A 17,722-nucleotide genomic window follows, 5' to 3' on the forward strand; every position below is an offset into this window, starting at 1 on the left:
ATTTTATTATACATTAGTACATTAAGCTACGCTGATTAAAGTTGATACTCATTTATTAGCAATATTTTAAAATATATTGAGACAAAATAATTGTGTTTTTTAAAATAAGCGAATATACTCAGGACGTGGTAGCATAGGCTTGTTTTATATGAATTGGCGAATGCATCATTGCACTATTATTAAATTATATCTAACGCTCATTAGTGTCATTTAAATGTTTTGTATATATTTTTGTTGTCCTTATTTCTATGGTTAGTTTAATCACTAATTAGAAATAAGGACATTTTTTTACTTAGAATTCTAATTAATTAGGAGATGGTCACATTGAAACGGTCAATTATTGTATTTCTTGTTTTGATGACCTTTTTCTCGAGCTTATTAATAATTAATATTTTTTCTACTAAAGATCAAATTCGGATAGAAAATATAGAAACGACAGAAAATTCTTTTAAAATCTATGTTGATAATAGTACAAAAACACCACGAGAGACGCTACTTTTTTTTAATAAATTGGCAAAATCACAAAAAGTGACGATTATTCGGACTGATTTTTCAAATCAAAAAGTTATTAAATCTGCGGTGCTCAATAAAGATAGCTTTCCTTATACTAATTTTTTCCAAAACGATTCGAAAGCTCAGCTATTTAATAATCGCAATCAGACCTATACCCAGAAAAAGTCGGTTATAAATCAACGCTACATTCCTACATTTGACAGAAATCTACAAATTAGATTACAAAGCATGGCGAAATATTTCCAAAATGGTGACAAATCTGTGAATGGTATTTATACCATAATTCCAGAAAACAAAAATCGAAAGACAATCGTCGTTTCACAACTTGTCCGTTTTTTTAATAGTTCCCGTGCTGATTTGTTGACATCTAAATTACAGTCCAGGAAAGAATTCGTTAACCGTAATTTAATGATTTACTTTGCGCTTTTTCTCGTACTAGCCATCATGGCTTTTTTAAGTATCATTTCACTGACGATGACCAATGTTAAAAGGATTGGCATTTGGAAACTATCGGGTTTCTCTAATTTTGCTGTCATCAAAGCCTTGTATCTAACACCTAGTCTCGTGTTGGCGTTTTGTATTTTGATAAACTTTTTATTCGTGAAGATCGCGTTCCATTTTCATCCAAATGGTTTTTGGAATGTGTTCTCGCTAGCTCAGCTTGTTGTTATAGTCATACTTACCGTTGCAGTTCTGATTTCGTTAGTATTAGTTAAAAGTATTCATATTGTGAATTTTCTTAAAAACACCTTGAATTTTAGGCTTGGTATATTTACCATGCTAGTTCTAAAAGCCATAACGGTGATTTTAACAACAGTTCTGTTGATTGGCACTGTTGCAAATATTAGGGATATTTTTAATGCAAATGAGACTTATCGTGCCGCACAGGCAGTGAACAAAAATCTTACGATTGAGAAAATAGGGTTTACTGGTGGCGAGGCGTTAAGAAATTTTGAGCTAAATAATGGCAAAAATGAAGCGACTATGGGGATTCTTTTTTCAAAATTAGATCGTAAATTAGCTGCTGATTTTGTTTATGGTGAAGTCATTTATCCCCGTAAAGCCTTTGCTAATGGCCTTGGAGCTGATGAATTTGATTACAACGAGAAATTTACAGTTGTAAGGGTCAACCAAAATTATCTTAAGACGATTGGCTTGAATGTTAAGCAGCCTTCCCAAAATCTTATCTTGGCACCACAAGTTGATAGGAGGCAATCGGACAAAATTAGGAAGTTAGGTGCTTTAATAGTATCTGCACAGCATCCAGGTGAGGTAAGCAATAAGCATAGCAGCAAGATTAAGGCTAATATTCACTTTTATGAGCGTGATCGGCATTATCAGACCCAAATTTTTGATAGTGATGGCAATATACACTCGGTGGTAAATCCAATCTATGAGGTAATTGACACTCAAAATTTAGACCAACAGAGTAAAGCCCAGCTACTAACAACTGGTGTTACCAACCCAATAAGATTAAACAATACAGCTGCCAACCGAGAAAAGTTGAAGGCGTTGAGTTCACCCAAACAGTTAAAAGGAATCAAACTTCAGTTTTCAACCATCGGCTCAATTTTAAACACAACGACTGCGTCCTCTCGACTCGGTCTAACACTTGCATTAAGTGCTCTAATCATCATGTTTTTTGTTTCTTTAGTAACGTCACTATTTGCTAGTAATTTGTATTTTGAAACCAATCGATCCCGCTTAGCAGTTTTACGATTACTAGGTATAAAAATTTACGATAGATACTATAATATTTTCGTTTCTCTATTCATTATGTATACGATACAAATATCAGCAGCAGTTATCTTTGGCAAATCTATCTATGCCCTTTATATTGGCGTTGTATTGGTGCTTAGTGACTTATGCCTGACGTTATTCATGTTGTATCGGAAAGAAAATAAGAATCTTATTGCGTCTTTGAAAGGAGCATCATCATGATTCAACTAACGAATATTATAAAAAAATTTGGTAACCACACGGTGCTCAATAATATTAGTTTAACTATTGGCCGTGGTGAGATGGTTGCAATCATGGGACCTAGTGGATCTGGCAAGTCAACATTACTCAATATTTTGGGTCTAGTAGATAGTTTTGATGCTGGGGATTATCAATTTGATGATTACTCAAATATAAAACCCAATAGTCGGCTGGCTAATCGCATGATTCGAGAACGCATCAATTATATTTTTCAGAATTTTGCACTAATAGACAATGAAACGGTCGCTCAAAACCTGGAGATTGCTCAAAAATATTTGAAATTAAATCAAAAAGCGAAAAAACAGCAAATTAAGACGGTATTAGCTAAAGTGAATTTGGCTGGATTTGAACAGCGAAAGGTCTATGAATTATCTGGTGGACAGCAACAAAGAGTAGCTGTCGCACGTTGTTTGATCAAACCCAGTGAGTTAATTTTAGCTGATGAGCCTACTGGATCATTAGATGAAAAAAATCGAGATATTATTTTGAAAGAAATTAGTCATATGAATGAAGAGGGGAAGACGGTCGTTATTGTGACCCATGATCCTAAAGTTGCCGAATTTTGCTCCAGAATTATTTACCTTTCTTAAATGATTCATTTAGATCAAGTATCGGCAGTCACCGTTTTGTTTGTTAGAACGTGTCCATTAAAAAAAGATTCTTTCCGCAACTATTTGGGAGAGAATCTTTTTTAGCTAGTCTTTTAAGGCCTTGATACCAAGGGCAAAATCACCTAATGTCGCGGAGCCATTGTTAGCAACTTGGGGCATGGTAATATAATTTTTTAAAGGTGGTAGGTCAATATAGTGGTTGAGTAATTGATCAAATTGAACACGTACTTTTTCTAAGAGTGCCTCGTCAACAACACCGCCGCCAAAAACAATTTTATCTGGTCGAATGATCAAAGTTGCCTGAATAGCCGCTTGCGCCAAGTAGTAGGCCATAATATCCCAAACTGGATGGTCACGGGGGACTTCAGGGCCCTTAATGCCCAGCCGCGCTTCTAAAGTTGGCCCACTGACTAGTCCTTCCAAACAATCTTTATGAAATGGGCAAATACCAGGGAAATCTAAATCTTGGGGATGGCGTTTAAGAAAGGTATGGCCCATTTCTGGATGGCCAGCGTTACCTAAAAATTCGCCATCAATGACCGCGCCAGCACCGACACCAGTGCCAATCGTGTAATAAACCAACGAATCGATTTTTTCGTTGGCTAGGGTAGACATAACGTATTCCCCATAAGCCGACCCATTAACGTCTGTCGTCCAGAACATAGGGACCCGGATTTTTTGCTTCAAAGTACCTACAAAATCAGTATTTTTCCAACCGGGTTTCGGTGTATTCGTTACATAGCCATATTTTGGTGAGCTTTGGCGAATTTCAATCGGGCCAAAAGAGGCGATGCCCAAAGCATCAATGTCAAACTTGGCAAAATAATCCAGAGTTTTCTGTAATGTTTCTTCCGGGGTGGTGGTGGGAAATTGAGTTTGATCTTTGATCCGATAATCTTCATCACCGATAGCACAAACAAATTTTGTACCACCTGCTTCAATACTACCAATTTGCAAAATGAAACCTCCAATATTGTTTTAAAATTTGATCGCATCTTTTGCTAGTTTATAAGTTGTCACGCTGGCGGTCAATGTACTTTTTGTTTCTAAACTGATCGTTGGCGCAGTAGCCATATAAAATCGTTCTGAAAAAGTTGCGGCGCCATCATTGATGAAAATCTCGGCTGAGCTTTGATCAATGAAAATAGCCAGCACCACTTTTTCCGATTGGTCTATTGTAGCATACCTCTGATCTTCGCGATCAGATCGACTTAAAACGAATTCATGACTATCTGCCAAATAAGCTAATTTTGTGAATGTGTCGCCATTGGGGCTAGCGATTTTAAAGGTAAAATCGGTTTGTGCATCCTCTAATTCAATTTGGAATTCTAAGTGCCGCTCTGTTGTGCTCAACAACCATTGATTTTGAAAAGTCTTTTTGTCGTCTAGCAATTTTTCTTGACGCAATTGTTTCGTTTCAGCAATTGGCCGCATCCCCAAATGATTGCCATGAAGCACTAACTCGCGTGGTAAGGTTAGCGCACCAGCCCAGCCATCTGCTTGTTCAGGCATTAAACTTTCCCACATGGCCAGCCAACCAATGACGATTCGGCGGCCATCAGGGGTCAAAGTCGTTTGAGTGGCATAAAAATCGTGGCCATGATCCAATTCCTTAAATGTATCCCGTTGGAATTGATTGGTTTGGTAATCATAAGTGCCAATAAAATAGCCCGTTTCATGTAAATTAAGATATTTTTTTGGTGTCGGAACGATACCTTGAGGCGAGGTGAGGAGAACGTGTTGCCCATTCAGATAGAAAAAATCGGGACATTCCCACATGTAGCCTTCTTGATTGGCATTGGTGGCTTTGGTGATTGGCCCTAAGTATTGCCAATGCAGCAGATCAGTGGAACGATAAGTAATTACGCGGCCTAGCCCGTCTTGTGCTTGGCTGCCTAAGGCAAGGTAGTAATTGCCATCATAGGCCCAAACCTTTGGGTCACGAAAATGCTGGGTATTATCTGCGGCGCTTGAGCAATGATCGGGTTAAGCTCGTATTTGGTAAAATGAATGCCATCCGTACTATAGGCCAAATTTTGGTTTTCCCAGAAATGATCGGGATCGTCATCGTCGTAGTAATGTTGTCCCGTATAGATGAGATATAGTTTGTCATTTTTAACGATGGCACTACCAGAAAAGCAACCGCCAGCGTCTTCGGGGTCGCCAGGTGTCAAGGCGATGGGCAGTGTCTCCCAGTGGACTAAGTCGGTACTGCGGCATGCCCCCAATGCATGGGGCCCCATTCAGCAGCATAAGGATAATACTGGTAAAAGATATGATAATAGCCTTTGAAGTAACAAAAACCGTTGGGATCGTTGATCCAGCCAGAAGGCGCCATGACGTGGTAACCTAAGCGATAGCGGGTATCTGTCAAAGAGATAGGTGATTGCGTTAACATAGGAAAAATCCTTTCTATGATCTGAAATATGATTTGATAGATTTTAAAAGATGATAACCGGTTGTCATAAATAGCAAAAAAATTAAGCGCGGATAAAGGGATCACCATGGACATCTTTATCGTCCCGTTTCAAAATGAAGAAGGAATAAATACCGGCTACCAAAACGATGCCAGAAATCACGCGGAAAGTATCGCTATATCCGATATGGTCTCGGAGCGTGCCTAATGGCGTGGACAAGATTACTTGACCAACTTGGGCAGCCACTTGAAAACCAACCATATATAAAGTTGCTGAAAGTTTGGTATTAAAATGCAATGTGAAGTAACGAAACATAGGGAGGGTAAATAAAGGTACTTCCAGCGAGTGTAACATTTTGATCAAAGAAATGGCAACTGGATTTGTTGCAAAGCCACAAGCACCAATGCGTAAGCACATTACCGTAATACCGAGTAATAAAGTGTTGCGAACGCCAATTTTTTTCATGATCAATGGGACCACACCCATCATTAATGCTTCACAGAAGACTTGAATTGAATTTAATGTGCCATACATATGCTGGCCTAATTCAGGAGTGGCAAAAAGTTTGGTGTAGAAATCGGGGAACATTTGTTGATCAAAGACCGTGTAAAAAGTCCAAGTAAACATGATAAAAATGATGATCAACCAAAGTTCTGGTAATTTTAATAGATGCAGCATGTCCTTAATAGAAGGTGTTTGACTGGTGGTTGCGTCCGTTACTGTCATATTTTGTAAAGCTTGCTTTTCGGCTTTAGGCTGCCAAAAAATTAAATTTGCTAATAGTAAAAGGCCAAAGAATGAACCACCCCAAAAATTTAATTTTGGATCAATAACGAATAAGAAGCCGGCCAGTAAAGCGACCAACGCATATCCAAAAGAACCCCAGGCCCGAGCTTGGCCGTATTCAAAGTCAAATTGACGGCTGAATTTCTCTGAAACGGCTTCAAAAATGCCGGCAGCGGCTAAAAAGCCAGCTGATAATACGATTGAACCCACTACAATGCCCACCATAAAATGTGTTTTCAACAAGGGGGCATATAACAAAACGAAGAAGGGACCAATCAAGGTTGCAATCGTAGCACAAAAAATAAGTAAAGTTCTTTTAATTCGTAATTTATCCTGTAAAGCGCCATAAACGAACATCAAAATTAAGGTTACTAATGAGTTGGCTGAAAAAATCGTCCCAACGGCACTCCCAGATAGGCCAAGGCCATTTTTTTCAGAGGTTAACCATAATTGAAAGAAAGACCACCAAATACCCCATGAAGCAAAAAAAAGTAATAATGTCAGTGAACTTTGTAAATAAGACGGATTCTTTAGCGTTGTTGTCAGCTGCTTTTGATTTACCATAGTCTGTTGACTCCCTGTCATAAATTTAAATGATCTGTATTCACTAGTGAAAACGCTTTAGCAATTGCTTACGAATAGAAGTATAATTGAACCGTTTTCATATGTCAACCGGTTGTCATATTTAAACGAATATAATTTCATCAGCTATGGTGCTTGAAGCGACATGCTAATGCCGTATCACCAAGAGACGCATTAGCCTGAACTGATGTATAAATTAAAAAAATAATATTTAATGTTGACAGATACGTTTTCCCATGCTAGTTTTATTAAATAGTAATTAGATTTTGATTGGAGGTTTGCAAGATGCATGCAATGATGATGATGAATTGTAATATGTGCTGTATGTCGATGTGTTCTGAAATCGGCTTAGTTTCGCATAGACAATTACGTGATCATCTATTCTTGAATGTATCTTGATATTGGCCTAAAAGCCTAAACTAGTCAAAGTTGAAGACTGATACATACACGTAAATTCGTTGTAGCGTGAACTAAGTATAGCCCTTAGTTCACGCTATTTTTTTATTTTTTTAGGAGGTTTTTTATGACAACAGCATTGTACAGTTTTGGCGGCGGTCAAATGGTGACTGCCATTTTACGCGCAGCATTGAAAAAACATGCATTCCAACCAACAGACGTATTCGTCAATGATATTAGTCCGGATCGAGTCACTTATTTGCGCGAAACATTTGCGATTGGCAGCGACTCAAAGATAGACCAAAAACGGTTAGCAGAAGCAGCAATTATTTTACTTGGCGTTCGCCCCCAAGATGACTGGGTAGGCTTGATCCAAACCATTGCACAAACAAATACCCACGCACAGGTAGTTTCAATCATTGCTGGTGTGACCCTTGATCAATTAAAAGCTGCTTCTAATGTTAGCAATTTGGCAGTAACACGAGTCATTCCGAACACTTTAACTGATACGGGTTTTGGCTATAGTGGCGTTACCTTATCAGCTCATGCTGACCAGGCCCAAGTTGAGCCATTTGTTAAGAGTTTTGGCAAGGTAGATTATATTCCAGAAACACAAATTGATAGTTATACCGGTTATGGCGTGGCTGGCCCAAATTATATTTATAATTTTTTCATTGCTTTAACTAATGCGGGTGTTTTGGGTGGTTTATCGCGCAAGCAAGCGAATGCGATCGCCTTGGAAAATCTGCAAGGTGCTGCGAGAATGTTAGAACTAACTGGAAAACACCCAGCCGAATTATTGGATATTAATAATTCAGCAGGTGGGGTCGGTATTGCCGCGCAACATGAACTAGATGCAAGTGATTTTGCTGCAGGTATTCAAAATGCTGTTTTGGCAGCAATTAAACGGACAACTGAGTTGGGAGGGCATTAATTTGGAGATATTAAATTGGGATCATTCAATGCTTAATATTCAAGATTTAGATCAAGCCATTGCTGATTTTAAAGCAGTCGGGGTGATTTTTGCTCGCGGTGGTCGCCACGAGGCTTGGGGGACGGCTAATGCCCTCGGGTACTTTGGCTTGAACTACATTGAGCTGATCACTGTTGATGATCGCCAAAAAGCTCAGAGTGTCCAGCGTTCAGATGCGGCCTCTGTCTATGACGCCATTCAAGATTTTAAGCATCAACGCGAGCGCTTTAATACGGTTGCTATTAGAACATCAGATATCCAAGCGACGTGGCAGCGCTTACGTTCGGCTGATATCAAAGTAGGGCCAATCCAGGAAGGTCAACGGCGAGATGAACAGGGACATTTAATTTCCTGGACCATCTTTTTTATTGATGATACGATTGCTGGACTGCCTTACCCGTTTTTTATCAATTGGCAGATGAGTGACGCAGAACGAACGGCACAATTAAAAGCGCAACAGCTTTTAGTCTCGCATTCTATTGGCAATATTCTGGTTCATGAAGGTGTTTTTAAAGTTTCAAATCCTCAAGCAGTGGCTGAACGGTGGGCACAAATGCTCAATAGCACCGCGAGCCAACAAAACGAGGATTGGATCGTACCTATACAGGAACGCCAATTTCGTTTTATTCAAGGTGATGAAAATCATTTAGTCACGTTGCGCTTTAAGGGGGCAACTGTAAAAAATTTACCACAAACATTGCAATTTGGTACTGCAAAATTGGTATTTGAAGCCTAAATGGAGGGAAAAACATGATCAAGAAACGAATGATTCAAATTATTGTATTGTCGCTAACGACAGTGGTGGCTGGTGTATTTGCTATTTTAGGTTTTGCTCGCCCAGCACAAGCGGTTACGACAGTCAAAGTGGCCTATGCAACGACCAATTATCCAATTACTTATCAGAACAGTAACAAACAAGGTGATGGCTATGATGTTGCCATTATGAAAGCAGTGGATAAAGCGCTACCCCAGTATAAGTTCAAATATACCGGGACAAGTGACGATGACGTTTTGATTGGCGTTAAGAGCGGCAAATATGCTGTCGGTGTGAAAAATATTTTTTATACCGCCGATCGAGCTAAGACTTATCTCTTTCCAAAAAACTATTTTGGCGTCAGTGATTCTGGTTTTGTTGTCCGCACAAAAGATAAAGCAAAATATGATAGTTTAAAAAAATTGACTAAGAACCATGGTAAATTAGTGCCCATCGCACCTCAGAATGGCCAATATGCCGTAATCGCCGATTATAACAAAAAACACACCCCTAAAATTAAATTAGGCAGTGCAGATACTTTTGTTGTTTCTGATGCTTTGAAATGGGTCAATGAAGGCCGCTATGATGCATTTTTTGCCATCAAACCAATGTTTCAGGCCAATGTAGAAAAGAAAAATGGCGCCAATGCTGATTTGAAAGGCAAATTGACCTATGTCACTTTGGGCGGCATCAAGACCTATCCGTTATTCAATAAAGATCAGAAGAAACTAGCGGCTGCCTATGATCAAGCCATTAAGAAAATTATTGCGTCTGGTGAAGCTAGCAAGATTTCAAAAAAATACTTTGGTCAAGATAACTTCAAACTTTTAAATCAAAAATTTGATTGAAGACATTAAGAAACGAGGCCCTTTATGAAAGAATTGAGTTTGATTCTTCAATTTGTGCAGCAGATTCTACCAGCAATTTGGATCACATTGCTTATCTCAGTCATTTCCATTGGAATCGGGACGATTTTTGGCTTTTTACTGGCTTGGGGGAAAATGAGTCGGCTCAAATCAGTGCGCTGGCTAACGTCTATTTATGTGAGCGTTATTCGAGCAACGCCAGCAATTATTATGATCTTTATAGTCTATTATGGCCTGCCTTTTCTTTTCAAAGGCTGGTTTCATCTTAATATTGAAGGCTGGCAGCGGATGTATTTTGTGATCATTGCTTTGACCTTGCTATTTTCAGCGCCAGTAGCCGAAATCATGCGTTCAGCATATCTTGCCGTGCCTAAAGGTCAGCAGGAAGCTGGTTTACTGGTTGGCATGACTAAGTTTCAAGTCTTTTATCGCATTCTGCTACCTCAGGCTTTCGTGATTGCGTTACCCAATTTTGCCAATTCAGTGATCAATTTACTTAAAGAAGGGGCATTGACGTTCACCATTGGCGTGGTAGATATGGTTGCTAAGGCACAAATGATCGTTTCTAACAACTCGGGTGGCTTTGCTTTTGAAACTTATGGCGCTTTAGCTTTAATTTATTGGGTGATCTCATTAGCAATTGATAAATTTGTGTCAAGTGCTGAAAAAGCCTATAGACGCAAGCGACAGACGATTGATGGATCAAGAGAGGCGGTATAAAGATGTCTTTAGATACAGCATTCATGGGTCAAGTATTCAAGTTGACCCTGCAAGGCGTACCAGTCACACTCAAAATCGTTTTAGTGGCGCTGATCATTTCTTTACCGATAGGTTTTTTGTTTGCATTGATACGTATTTATCAAGTCAAGGTGTTAAGCCCACTAGTCCGCCTATATGTCTCATTCGTGCGCGGGACACCAATTATTGCGCAAATCCTGATTGTTTACAGCGCTTTTCCAAGTTTTCTAGCACAGTTTATCGGCAAAACTGCCTTTAACATTGATCCAATTATTTACGCTTATATCGTTTTTGCCTTGAACAGTGTGGCAACTTTGACAGAAGTTTTCCGTTCTGCACTGCAGACAGTCGATAAAGGGCAGTTGGAAGCTGGGCTGCTTGTGGGTATGACGCCAGCACAAACCTTTTTACGTGTGATTTTACCCCAAGCCCTGATTTCTGCCTTACCCAATATCACCAATACAACGCTTTATTTGATCAAAAATTCTTCTTTGGCTTTTATTATGTCTGTCAAGGACATCACAGCAGTGGCTAAAACGCAAGCAGCCTTTTCGTATAATTTCTTGGAAGCTTATTTGGTGGTTTGGGTTTATTACCTTGTCATTGCTTACGTGGCTGAGTTCTTATTTTCAACCTTGACGCACTACTTTAGTCGATATCTGGTAGCTGAGCCCAATAAAAACTGGTTTCAGCGCTTGTTCAGTTTCAGGCAGCCAAATACCGCAGTGACAAATACCCAAGCAAAACGCGCACAGTTTATCGCTAAGGAGGTCAATCATGTTAACAATTAGTCATTTAAAGAAGCGTTTTGGTCAGCGCACGATTTTAGAAGATATTGATTTAACCGTTCATCAAGGTGATGTAATCACACTTATCGGACCGAGCGGTTCTGGTAAGACAACTTTTTTACGCATAATTACGACCTTGGAACAAGCAGATGGCGGGCATATTCAGTTTGCGGGTATTGACAAAGATTTTGCTGATCTAACCAAAAGAGATATTCAGACAATTCGCCGTAATGTAGGTTTTGTATTTCAAAACTATAATTTATTTAATAATAAGACCGTCTTGCAGAATGTGACAGAAGGCTTGATTGTTGCGCAAAAGCGTTCAAAAGCGGCCGCAAAAGCTATTGCGGTCAGTGCATTAGCAAAGGTCGGTTTAGCTGACTTTCAAGATTATTATCCATCTCAATTATCAGGAGGACAGGCGCAGCGGGTAGGGATTGCCCGGGCCATTGCTTTAAATCCAAAAGTGATTTTCTTTGATGAGCCAACCTCAGCATTAGATCCTGAATTAGTAACTGATGTTTTGCAGGTTATGCGGCAATTAGCAGCAGAAGGCATGACGATGGTGGTGATCACCCATCAAATGAGTTTTGCTCGCGATGTTTCTAATCAAGTTATTTTTATGGCTGATGGTCATGTGATTGAAAAGGGACAGCCCAGTCAACTTTTCACAACACCAAAAGTTTCGCGAACCAAACAATTTTTAGCCGAAATTTTAGCAACTGTTTAGGAGGTGCATAGATAAATGGCCACACAAAATGAAGCTATCATTATTACCGGTGCCAGTAGTGGTATCGGTCGGGCGACTGCAATTGAATTAGCTAAGCAAGGCTTTGACCTCCATTTATTTGGTCGTGATGCCACACGTTTAGCAAAGGTTCAGCAAGAGACAGTGGCAGTGAATGAAGCCATTACCAGTCAGACTTATCAAGTTGAGTTAACTGATAAAGCTGCTGTTAAGCAAATCATTACGCAGATTATTACCCATTTCGGGCCCATTTATGGTTTGGTCAATTCGGCCGGTATATTCAGTGTTACCGACGTGACTGATTATGATGATCCCACCTGGGAAGCAATCATGCGGGTTAATTTTTTTGGCACGCTGTACCCAACGTTGGCGCTTTTACCACATCTATACGCGCAAAAATCAGGTAGTATCGTCAATATCACTTCTGTGGATGCTTTTGATGGTATCCAAGGTTATAGTGCTTACTCAGCCTCTAAGGGTGCCGTGACTAGTTTAACCAAGACACTAGCAATTGAAAGTGCGAAGTACCAGGTACGTGTGAATGCGATTGTGCCAGGTGTGACGGATACAGAAATGACCCATACACGCATTCAGGAAAACTTAGCCAAATACCAAGCAAAAGTTCCGTTAGGGCGTGCGGCCGATGCCAATGAAGTTGCCGCACCAATCGCGTTTTTATTTTCAAAAGGCGCGACTTATATTACTGGACAAAATATTCACGTCAATGGTGGCTGGCGTTTGGCTTGATAAATTAGGAGGTGGATTCTGATGACAACTAAAAAGGATGTTTTATTAGCAACCTTAGCAAATCAGCCAACGGATCAAATCCTAGCGGGTTTTTGGCACCATTATCTCGCGGATACAAAGCAGCAAGTCTTTGGGTACCGTAATTTGGATAGCATTCAAAAAGTCGTCACATTACAACAGCAATTTTTTGATCAGTATCAGCCCGACTATACGAAAATTATGAGTGATAATTTCTTTCTATTACCCAGTTTGTTGGATCTGCCATTACAGCAAGTGACGGATTTGAATCACATTGAACCGGTAGCGCCAACTGATCGCTGGTTTCAGCGTCAAATTGAAGCCTTGAAAAAAATCGTTGCTCATTATGGTAACGTGATTGGCAGTTTTTATAATATTTTTTCGCCCTGGTATCAATTACGTTTACGATTTGAAATCATAGATGGCGATGATCAAAAAATATATCGTTTTCTAAAGGCAGAATCTGAGTTATTCGGGCGAACATTGGATCGTTTGGCAGATGATCTGAGTGAATTAGTCACCCGTTTAATTGATCAAACGGGTATTTTAGGAATTTACTTATGTGTGCAGCAGCCCCAAGATCCAACCGTTGATTTGGCTTTATGGCAACAGTATGTGGTTCCTAGCGAAATGAAGCTGTTACGTGCTGCTCAGACTGCCAACGATGGAAATATACTACATATTTGTGGTTTTGCTGGTGCTCACAATTACTTAGCAGATTATCGCGGGTATCCTTTTAAGGCAGTTAATTTTGCGACCTATGTGGCGCATGTGACGTTAGCTGAAGGCAAACAGCTTTTCGGCGGTCGGACGGTTTTAGGTGGTTTTGACAATACAGAGCAGGGCGTCTTTTATCGAGGGACGCGCGCTGAAATTGTGGCGGAAACGCAACGTCTGCTTTCTAAAAATGGTCGACAAGGGATTCTTTTAGGTGCTGATTGCAGTGTGCCTTTTGATCAAGATGACCGTCACGGCCAGTGGGTCTCCCAAGCAGCTAATAGTTAAAGGGACCTAACCAAGGAAAGGTTGTAGTGTTGATTAGAATCATCTAGTTATTTTAGTTGTGATACGATTAAGATAAGTAGGTGATAATGGTGCAGACAGAAGTTAACAAAGTGATTGATGCGGTTAGTCATAAAGTTATTCAGAATATTAATAATTCTGGTGAATTGAGCGGGAAGCTTGTACTTTCTGTTATATTGATTTTTATTTGGTTTTTGTGTGAACGGTTATTAACAAAGTTATGGCCGCGGTTGATTGATAATATCAAGATTCTTAATGCCGTGCATGGCATTAGTACCAATTTGTTGCGACTGATATTCAGTATTGCTTTAATTTGGGTTTGGCTCAATGCTTTAGATACATTTTTGATCATTGCTATACTTATTGTGGTGGTCCTCACAATATCGGTTAAGGGCTTGTTTAGTAATCTGGTGGGTTGGTTTTTAATTGTTTATAAGCATCATTTTCGTTTATATGATCGCATTGAAATGGGTGGCATTAAAGGTGAAGTCATCGGTATTAAACCTTTGTATTTTACATTAATGGAATTGAGTAATTGGTTTGAAGAAGATGCACCTACTGGAAGAACGATCAAGATCCCCAATCGTGATATTCTCACCAAACCAATTTATAACTATGCGAATATGACGCCCTTTTTGTGGAAAGAACTCAGCTATTTGGTGACTTTCGATAGTGATTGGGAGCAAGCATTGACCATCATAAAAGAGCTTGCTAATGAGAATTATCAAACTTTTGTCAAACGATTTTTAGCAGATGAAAAAAGCAAGACAAGAACATTAAAACAGTTAGCACTATTTGATGGACAACCTAATCCAGAAACTGTTGTGACTGTTAAGGAAAAAGGTATCGTCTTAAAAGTGCGATTTATTGTCCATTACAAAGAAGGTACTAAAGTAATAACCGAACTTAATCAGAAAATTTTAATGGCCTTTAAGAATCATCAGAATATTCGAATGGCTGGAGACGTTTGGTACTTAACGACATTTAAACCAGAACGAAGTCAAAATCAAGAATGAGAATCGAGTAGGAGACCCTAACGGGTCGGCCTCTCACACCACCGTACGTACGGTTCCGTATACGGCGGTTCAATAACTTAAGCGTTTCTGAATAGACTGGTACGTTGTGGACAGATTGATAAGTCCACGGCGTTCCAGTCTTTCGTTTGTTAGAGTATATTTCAGTACACCGGTATGTGCAGTATGCCAATACCCTTTACGGGTATTAGAAAATACGCGTGCTTCTGACACCGATTCCCTAACTTTCTAAGATTTCGGAACTTCGTTTTGATTTTCTTCCATGATTTCCAGATATACTGCCGGATCCTCGTGCGCAACCATGTGTCTAGCGCTTTAAGAAAGCCCTTCATGCGGCCAATACTATAGTATCGTAACCAGCCTCGCATTTTACGCTTGATCTCTTTAAGGACAGTGTCTAGACTAACACCGCGGTTCCGTTTGGTGATTAGCTTTAGGGCCTGTTTGATACGTTCTTTGGCAACTTTGTGCGGCCGGGCATATGCTTTGCCTTTACTCACACCTAAAGTGAACCCTAAAAATTTCAATCTTAAGGGCGACCGACATGAGTTTTCTTTTGGTTGACTGTTAGCTTCAAGTCTTTCTCCAAGAACTTGGTCACATTGGCCAGTACGCGGTAGCCTGCGCGCTTACTTTTGACGTAGATATTACAATCATCCGCATAGCGCACAAACTGATGGCCTCTGGCCATGAGCAGCTTATCCAACTCATTAAGGTAGATATTCGCCAATAATGGCGAGATATTTCCACCTTGCGGCGTGCCTTGAGCTGATTTCTCAAACAGACCACCATTCATAACCCCACTCGTTAAGAACTTACGAATAAGTCTTAATAGCCAGGGATCATCGATATATTGGCCGACAAATTTCATCAGTAGATCATGATTGACCGTGTCGAAATATGCCTTAAGGTCAAGGTCGATCACATAGTGATAACCTTGGTCATACAGCGCTATGACCCGTTTGATGGCATCATGAGCACTTCGATTGGGTCGGAAACCAAAACTGCTATCCGAGAATATCTTTTCAAACCTTGGCGACATCACTTGAGCGACTGCTTGCTGAACAAGTCGATCGACCACCGTCGGGATCCCAGTTTGCGTTTGGAACCATCTGGTTTTGGAATCTCGACTCGTTTAACTGGTAATGGTTGATAGCTGCCATCACGCAGTGATGCGATTAGCTCATCACGATGTTGTTTCAGATAAGGCAACAGCTCATCGACAGTTAGACCGTCAATACCCGCCGCACCCTTGTTGCTTCTGACTTTAAGGTAAGCTTGATTCAAATTATCTCGGACAAAACTAAATCTTGAAATGAAACGCCATTCCACATCTTATCTTCACCGGAAATCACACTACGCGCCCCGGGTTGCTCTTGACCTTCCAGGTCTACCATTCGCCGGTGACCAGAACATGGTTCTGTTTTCTGCGATTGTTGCATGATTTCTACCTCCAATTTTGACGAGAATTGTTAAAGTTCGGCCCTTCGTTGTCCAAAGGACAACTATTATGGCCTCGGCTGACTTCTGTATCATTCAGCTAGACATCACTGCCTAGTTTGTACCTGTGAAACTTTCCGTTTCTCTTGTCGGGAACGTATGATACAGACCTCCCCGGGTAAGAACGCTAACTTTCGTGCCATGTAACCATTGGCTTTACTGCGTACAGTTTCGAGTAGTATGGGACTTCAGTTTGTTTAGCAACCTTATCCACTGCAAACAGCCTTATAGCCACTTCTTGTTCATTGGTTCAGCACTTTGCTTTAGACTTCCTTCAGATTCCACCTCACGGTGGACACCCTTGTCCTCAACTGAATAGTTCCGACTACTACGGTCTATAGTGGACTTTCACCACCAAGTTAGCGCCCATGCCGGGCGCACTAAAAAAGACCCACAGAATTAGAGTTTTAGTCTAATTTCTGTGGGTCTTTCTTTACTGGTGCACAAATGGATACAAACTTTTAGATAAAATCACTGCCAGCTAGATACGATTTTTAAGCACTCGCTGCTTTTGTGGCTTGTATGATTAGCTGTCGGAAAATCTCTTGGTTACGCTGGTCATAACCTAATAGCATTTCGGGATGCCATTCCACGCCGAAAAACTGATGCTGGGCATCCAGGCTTTGAAAACCTTCAATCACGCCATCGGTACTGACGGAGATTGCTTCTAAATTTGCAGCAAGTTGTTTGATACCTTGGCTGTGTAAGGAATTAACCAGGACCTTATCACCAAAAACATGCTTTAAGAAAGAAGGCTTGTCTTGTAAGACGTAGTGTGAAGGTTGTGTATCATCCGTTGGAATTTGCATATGTTTCAAGGTGGGCGCTTCTCGGTAACTCAAATCTTGATATAGCGTACCACCTAGCGCCACATTTAGAACTTGAAATCCGCGGCAAATTCCTAATAAGGGTTTATTGGTTAGTTGAACTGCTTGAATCAGATTGATTTCAAATGTATCACGCTTCAAACTGGTCATGCCCATTTTAGGCAGGGGGGCTTCACCATAGAGAAACGGAGAAACGCCTTGCCCACCGGTTAATAGGAAACCATCAAAGCTTGGCACATAATCGGCAACATCGTCTGGATTCGTAAGTGGTAAAAGATAAGGGAGTCCACCAACTTGATTGATGACATCAATGTAAAACTGAGGCACGTAGGAAGCTGGATGATTGTGAAAGACTTTTTCAGCAAATTCATACTGATTAGCAATGATCGCGATTTTTGGTTTCATATATTATTCAAAACTC

Annotated in this window: 14 protein-coding genes and 2 pseudogenes; 11 read left to right on the forward strand and 5 right to left on the reverse strand. The window is 40.2% G+C overall.

What is annotated here, in order from left to right; all coding sequences use genetic code 11:
- The first annotated feature begins 324 nt into the window (after window positions 1–324).
- Together ACNAN0_RS05210 and ACNAN0_RS05215 are read left to right on the forward strand one after the other, a co-directional pair.
- Entirely contained in the window at window positions 325–2,454 is a 2,130-nt protein-coding gene (locus ACNAN0_RS05210; RefSeq protein ID WP_230914535.1) for a DUF1430 domain-containing protein, read from the forward strand.
- On the forward strand, window positions 2,451–3,083 hold the full coding sequence (locus ACNAN0_RS05215; RefSeq protein WP_230914536.1) for an ABC transporter ATP-binding protein: 633 nt from the start codon (window positions 2,451–2,453) through the stop codon (window positions 3,081–3,083). Before ACNAN0_RS05210 ends, ACNAN0_RS05215 begins: the two co-directional genes overlap by 4 nt.
- A 105-nt stretch (window positions 3,084–3,188) precedes the next feature.
- Here ACNAN0_RS05215 and scrK read toward each other — a convergent pair whose 3' ends face one another.
- The 3 genes and pseudogenes from scrK to ACNAN0_RS05230 form a co-directional block, all read right to left on the reverse strand.
- Window positions 3,189–4,061, reverse strand: coding sequence for a fructokinase ScrK (scrK, locus tag ACNAN0_RS05220; protein ID WP_416354062.1), 873 nt, complete (start codon window positions 4,059–4,061; stop codon window positions 3,189–3,191).
- A 21-nt stretch (window positions 4,062–4,082) separates the two neighbouring features.
- A pseudogene (locus tag ACNAN0_RS05225) lies at window positions 4,083–5,502 on the reverse strand (glycoside hydrolase family 32 protein).
- 82 nt (window positions 5,503–5,584) lie between these two features.
- Window positions 5,585–6,871, reverse strand: coding sequence for an MFS transporter (locus tag ACNAN0_RS05230; RefSeq protein ID WP_416354063.1), 1,287 nt, complete (start codon window positions 6,869–6,871; stop codon window positions 5,585–5,587).
- Window positions 6,872–7,412: 541 nt separating this feature from the next.
- Between ACNAN0_RS05230 and ACNAN0_RS05235 the strand changes: the two genes are divergently transcribed.
- From ACNAN0_RS05235 to ACNAN0_RS05275, 9 genes are all read left to right on the forward strand, one after another.
- Window positions 7,413–8,219 (forward strand): pyrroline-5-carboxylate reductase family protein, encoded by an 807-nt coding sequence (locus ACNAN0_RS05235; protein WP_416354064.1) that lies wholly within the window; start codon window positions 7,413–7,415, stop codon window positions 8,217–8,219.
- Between the two features lies 1 nt (window position 8,220).
- The gene (locus tag ACNAN0_RS05240; protein WP_416354065.1) at window positions 8,221–8,994 is read left to right on the forward strand and encodes a VOC family protein; all 774 of its coding nucleotides are present in this window, start codon (window positions 8,221–8,223) and stop codon (window positions 8,992–8,994) included.
- Between the two features lie 14 nt (window positions 8,995–9,008).
- Window positions 9,009–9,860: a transporter substrate-binding domain-containing protein gene (locus tag ACNAN0_RS05245; RefSeq protein ID WP_416354066.1), complete on the forward strand. Its 852-nt coding sequence runs from the start codon at window positions 9,009–9,011 to the stop codon at window positions 9,858–9,860.
- 24 nt (window positions 9,861–9,884) lie between these two features.
- A complete protein-coding gene (locus ACNAN0_RS05250; RefSeq protein WP_230914631.1) occupies window positions 9,885–10,598 on the forward strand; it encodes an amino acid ABC transporter permease in 714 nt (237 codons plus the stop codon).
- A 2-nt stretch (window positions 10,599–10,600) separates the two neighbouring features.
- On the forward strand, window positions 10,601–11,407 hold the full coding sequence (locus ACNAN0_RS05255) for an amino acid ABC transporter permease (RefSeq protein WP_230914630.1): 807 nt from the start codon (window positions 10,601–10,603) through the stop codon (window positions 11,405–11,407).
- Entirely contained in the window at window positions 11,394–12,134 is a 741-nt protein-coding gene (locus ACNAN0_RS05260; protein WP_230914629.1) for an amino acid ABC transporter ATP-binding protein, read from the forward strand. Before ACNAN0_RS05255 ends, ACNAN0_RS05260 begins: the two co-directional genes overlap by 14 nt.
- Before the next feature lie 15 nt (window positions 12,135–12,149).
- The gene (locus ACNAN0_RS05265; protein WP_416354067.1) at window positions 12,150–12,899 is read left to right on the forward strand and encodes an SDR family NAD(P)-dependent oxidoreductase; all 750 of its coding nucleotides are present in this window, start codon (window positions 12,150–12,152) and stop codon (window positions 12,897–12,899) included.
- 21 nt (window positions 12,900–12,920) lie between these two features.
- A complete protein-coding gene (locus ACNAN0_RS05270; RefSeq protein ID WP_416354068.1) occupies window positions 12,921–13,922 on the forward strand; it encodes a uroporphyrinogen decarboxylase in 1,002 nt (333 codons plus the stop codon).
- A gap of 89 nt (window positions 13,923–14,011) precedes the next feature.
- Window positions 14,012–14,956: a mechanosensitive ion channel domain-containing protein gene (locus ACNAN0_RS05275; RefSeq protein ID WP_230914626.1), complete on the forward strand. Its 945-nt coding sequence runs from the start codon at window positions 14,012–14,014 to the stop codon at window positions 14,954–14,956.
- 69 nt (window positions 14,957–15,025) lie between these two features.
- On the opposite strand, the pseudogene ltrA reads toward ACNAN0_RS05275, so the two are convergent.
- Both ltrA and ACNAN0_RS05285 read right to left on the reverse strand, forming a co-directional pair.
- A pseudogene (ltrA, locus tag ACNAN0_RS05280) lies at window positions 15,026–16,416 on the reverse strand (group II intron reverse transcriptase/maturase).
- 552 nt (window positions 16,417–16,968) lie between these two features.
- The gene (locus ACNAN0_RS05285) at window positions 16,969–17,706 is read right to left on the reverse strand and encodes a gamma-glutamyl-gamma-aminobutyrate hydrolase family protein (protein WP_230914625.1); all 738 of its coding nucleotides are present in this window, start codon (window positions 17,704–17,706) and stop codon (window positions 16,969–16,971) included.
- Window positions 17,707–17,722 lie beyond the last annotated feature (16 nt).

This window comes from Agrilactobacillus fermenti, from assembly GCF_047943045.1.
GTDB lineage: Bacteria > Bacillota > Bacilli > Lactobacillales > Lactobacillaceae > Agrilactobacillus > Agrilactobacillus fermenti.